We start from the raw sequence: 4,054 nt of genomic DNA on the forward strand, positions 1-4,054 counted from the left end.
TCGAATGTTGGTTTGGTCATGTGTCATCCCTTTTTGGTACAGTCTAACGAAATGACACAGAATTCTGAACACTACCTTCCCTTCGCTCAAACGCAGCTCTTGGTGTGAGGAAAATTCTGTAAGCGTTGACTATGTGCTCACTTGTCTGCCTTGATCCCTCAAAATATCTTAAAAATGTGCTGCAGCTCGGCATGCTTATAAATCATCAAGGCCTCTCCAATGGGTTGGCTAAACTGAGCACGCTTTGGAGAGGCCAATAATGTTAAAACTGCGTCCTAAGTCCAGCGGTTAGTCCCCAGCTTGTCTGGTCACCAGAGCTGGCAGTATTGGCGCCGACGGTAAAGAGCAAGTCACGGTTGAATTGATAATCCACATCCAACAGAGCCCGCGCCCAGGTCTGTTCAATATCCACACCACTAACATCAAAGCTGCCTAATCCAAGAATCTGGCCACTGGTGCTGCCGGTGTCCTCGTCCAAACGACGAACGCCCTCAAGAGCAAATCGCAGACTGGTCTGATCATTAAACGCATAATGTGTAGCGGCGCCAAGGCGTAGATCGCTGGTGTACAAGTCGCTTGAGTCGTACCGCGTCGGGAAGCCTCCACCCTCTTCGGTATAGCCGTCAAGATGCGAGTGCATCCAAGTATAAGCCCCGTAGGGGCTGATGACCGCCTGTCCCAGTGTTACTAGCTCTTTCCAATCTGCTCGCAAGCGAACGGCTTTGGTATCAGCATCCGGAGACCCTTCAGAGCGATCAATGGCACCACCGTTCTGGTAGTTCCGCTTCAACTCAGTGTCGTAATCACCGGCCATGGCAAAGATGCTGGGCTGAAAGCCATTGGCGAACTGATGTACGGCTTCTACGAGTACATACTGGCCATCGTAATCGGCACCGCCACCCAAGCTCCAGTCCTGTTCAGCTCTGGATTGGCCAACACCGATCCCAACACGAGTATTGCCTATATCTCTGCAAACACCGACCTCAGCAATATTCATGTCGGTATCGGTTTCATCGTCCCGACCATAATCGGTCGCCACCCAGAGGCAGGTATTTTTATCCGTTTTGTGAGCGAGGCCGCTATCAAGCAATGTTCTATGGTGAGCACCGAAGAGAGTCATCTCCGCGATGCCGGCGCCTGCGCGTATTGCGTTCGCGCCGGTTTCTCGGACCGATGCATTAAAGGTTTCCTGATTGATAATGCCTGACCCGATATCGGAAACACGAGCCAGTACGGCTACTTCATCTCCAGATTTACTGATTGTGTACCCTGCAACCACTTCGCCGTCATCTGAGACCGAGTAAGCTTGTGTCATCGTCGTTGGGTATGTGAATTCATCTAACAATTCAACGCCTGCATCGCTCAGCCACTGGTCAATTGAAATCATCCCTGTTGGTTCTGTCCAGCGGAAACCTTGGCCGCTCTCTTTATTCGATGACGAGCCGACAACCACCGAACCATCGGCATTCACATCGAAGGCCATACTTCGGGTATGTCCGTCCAGCGTTCCCAAGCTAACCATGCCCTTGGGCTCGCTCCAGCGTGATGCAACGCGGATGCTGCCCATTTCCTGATCCCACTCATAGCCTACAACCACATTACCATCACGATTGACTGCTTTCGCTCGGCTATCCTCAAATCCCGGGCTGGTTCCAAGGCTCTGAAAACCGCCTTCCTCGCTCCACCGGTACGCCTCGTAGCTAAATTTAAGGTTTGACCCATCCGTGCTATGTGAGCCGACCACGGTTTTGCCATTGCCGCTCAGGTCTTCCACACCAAAAATGTTCTTTGGAGAGGTGAACTTGGCAATCGTGCCCTCACTCTGGCTCCACAGAATGCCCTCAAAGTTACCAGCCCCTGTATCTATGCCAGCTACAATGCCGCCATCATCGCTGATAGCCTCTGGCCTGAGTCCTTCCGGCAGGAAAGTGGCGACATTGTCATTCCAAACAACGTACTCTCTAGAGGGATAGCCGTCAGAATCGACGCTCACTAACGCTCCGAGCCAGGCTGAACCGTCTTGGTTAACGTCGTACACGAGCGCGTCATCATAACCCCTCGGCACAGTTACCGCTGAATACTGACCATTTTTATAAATGTAGGAGCCGTTTTGTCTTGCGTAAATAACTGCGACCGAACCATCGCCGCTAACGATTGCGTCCGTATCGGTAGGTGCCCCAGGCGGAATCAGCGTTTGTGCGCCAACATCGGTTGCAGAACTTTCCTGCGCGGCCACCACCACCGGAAGTACTGCCAACCCGGTCGATAATAAAAGCGATAAGGAAAGCGACTTGAGGCTATTGCGAGGTAAGTCGAGAAAGGCCCGGTACTGTTTGTCTTGCATAACGTTTATCCATAAGTTTGAGTTCCGTTATAAATGGTTAAGACTAGCACAGTTGCAATGTAACTTTGTTAAAATATGTAAAATTTCAATGCTATTGTGACGCAGAGGAGGTGTTCTGGGGGTGAGTGTTCCGGAGCACGATAAATGAGCGGTGCTACGGTTGTTGGTTGAACCCACGATTGACCGATTTGTTCATTGCTGAGGGCGTTCTGCCATCATGGCCTGAAACCCATTAATTGGGGATCAACGATATAATAAGTCAAGAAGACGCAGAGTATTATCCACCAAGCTCCCTGAAGCAGCCCTTAACGGATGATGAGGTTGTGGGAATTCAGCGGCAGTTTCCATGGATTCCTCAGGAATACCTTGACTGGATGACACCCAACGGACGAGGAGAGCACCCCTCAGGGTATCGCTTTTACTCAAAGCCAGTGGACGTTGCAGATGTATTTGGTGAGTTGAGCCAGCGATGGACAGGTCACGCTTATATCATCGCCGGGAAAATTGGGATTTAGCGATTGGGTATGTGTATTACCTTGACAGGGAAGAGCGCTGGGAACTGACTGTTTTTGATGCGGGCATTATTGACATGTCACAAATTCCCCAAGGCATTGAGGCGTTTCTGTTCATGGACTCCGGGCCATCATGAACGTGTATTCCGGACGAACGTTAACGCCAGCGTCGGTTGACGTTAACAGCCATACTGGTCGAAGACCGTTACGTAACGGAGCCAGATGTCTGGCAAGCCGTCGAGGAAAAGCATAAATTGCTGTTAAGAATTGGTCGACTGATATAGAATTTTGTCGTTAATAGAGTGATTTTTCTCTGTTTTGAAGTGTAAACAATCTGCATTGGGAGAGTGGCTATGCGAAAGCAGATATCGAGATCTGTGTCGGGAATAATTATTGTGTCTTCCGTTGTTTTCAGCCAACCAGCATCTGCTTTTTTTGAGGCGCCTACTCCGCAGCCAACAGCAGAAGATAAAGCCTGGCTAGAGGAAAACTCTCATGACGGTGTTTTTCCAGATTACACCACCAGATTGGTCTGGCAAGATAATGTAGATGTGGTTACGCATAAAAGAGCGTTAACCGGTGATGCTCAGGCGGGTGATACGTCAGGTTCCGGTCTGAGTGCTCGCGAGTACTGTGAGCACCTTGAATTGGCGGGTTACGATAATTGGGAATTGCCAACCAAAACGCAGATGGAACATCTGTATCGGGTTTTTATCGACCAGCTTGTACATGAAATAGGGGCGTTTACTGGAGTTCCACCCGATTTACACCGACACCAAATATGTCCAGGGTGGTTTCAGCTGCGAACCCCGGGATGGGAAATAATTTGCATAAAGAGAGCGTAGCTTTTCAGGTGAGATGTGTGCGCAGAAGTAGGTAGCCTGCCGGCTGTATAAAAGCCTGGCGGCCCTGTTTCACGTTTTGGCGTCAGGCTCGGACTGATTTTAGCAGTTGGAGTTGAGCTTCCCAATGTTCTCATTCATGAGGTTTTCCATTTTCTTTTTAGACTCAAGTAACTTGTTCTGAACGTTTTCAGATGGATTCCCGTCAGTATCTGTTTCCAGTTTCCCGACAAGAGATTCCAGCTTTTCCGATAACGGCGTTAATTCAGTGAGGCAGACTTCTTCTTGGGAGAAAATGATTTCCAATTCTTTTAATCCGAGTTTCCGCACCTAATTTAGGAATAAACCGCTTCGTA

3 protein-coding genes are annotated in these 4,054 nt (G+C 49.6%); 2 read left to right on the forward strand and 1 reads right to left on the reverse strand.

Annotation, left to right across the window (positions count from 1 at the left end; translation table 11 throughout):
- Positions 1 to 262: 262 nt before the first annotated feature.
- The gene (locus C7A19_RS13905; protein ID WP_116645168.1) at positions 263 to 2,344 is read right to left on the reverse strand and encodes an autotransporter domain-containing protein; all 2,082 of its coding nucleotides are present in this window, start codon (positions 2,342 to 2,344) and stop codon (positions 263 to 265) included.
- A gap of 469 nt (positions 2,345 to 2,813) precedes the next feature.
- Here C7A19_RS13905 and C7A19_RS13910 point away from each other — a divergent pair, with 469 nt between their 5' ends.
- Together C7A19_RS13910 and C7A19_RS13915 are read left to right on the forward strand one after the other, a co-directional pair.
- The gene (locus C7A19_RS13910; RefSeq protein WP_116645169.1) at positions 2,814 to 2,993 is read left to right on the forward strand and encodes a hypothetical protein; all 180 of its coding nucleotides are present in this window, start codon (positions 2,814 to 2,816) and stop codon (positions 2,991 to 2,993) included.
- Between the two features lie 216 nt (positions 2,994 to 3,209).
- A complete protein-coding gene (locus C7A19_RS13915) occupies positions 3,210 to 3,701 on the forward strand; it encodes a hypothetical protein (RefSeq protein WP_116645170.1) in 492 nt (163 codons plus the stop codon).
- Positions 3,702 to 4,054: the final 353 nt, after the last annotated feature.

Source organism: Salinivibrio sp. HTSP (assembly GCF_003390965.1).
GTDB classification, from domain to species: domain Bacteria; phylum Pseudomonadota; class Gammaproteobacteria; order Enterobacterales; family Vibrionaceae; genus Salinivibrio; species Salinivibrio kushneri.

Excerpts from the sequence above, each read along its gene's own strand:
- C7A19_RS13910 (WP_116645169.1), top strand. The coding sequence starts at position 2,814 with ATGGACAGGTCACGCTTATATCATCGCCGGGAAAATTGGGATTTAGCG.
- C7A19_RS13915 (WP_116645170.1), top strand. The coding sequence starts at position 3,210 with ATGCGAAAGCAGATATCGAGATCTGTGTCGGGAATAATTATTGTGTCT.
- C7A19_RS13905 (WP_116645168.1), bottom strand. The coding sequence starts at position 2,344 with ATGCAAGACAAACAGTACCGGGCCTTTCTCGACTTACCTCGCAATAGC.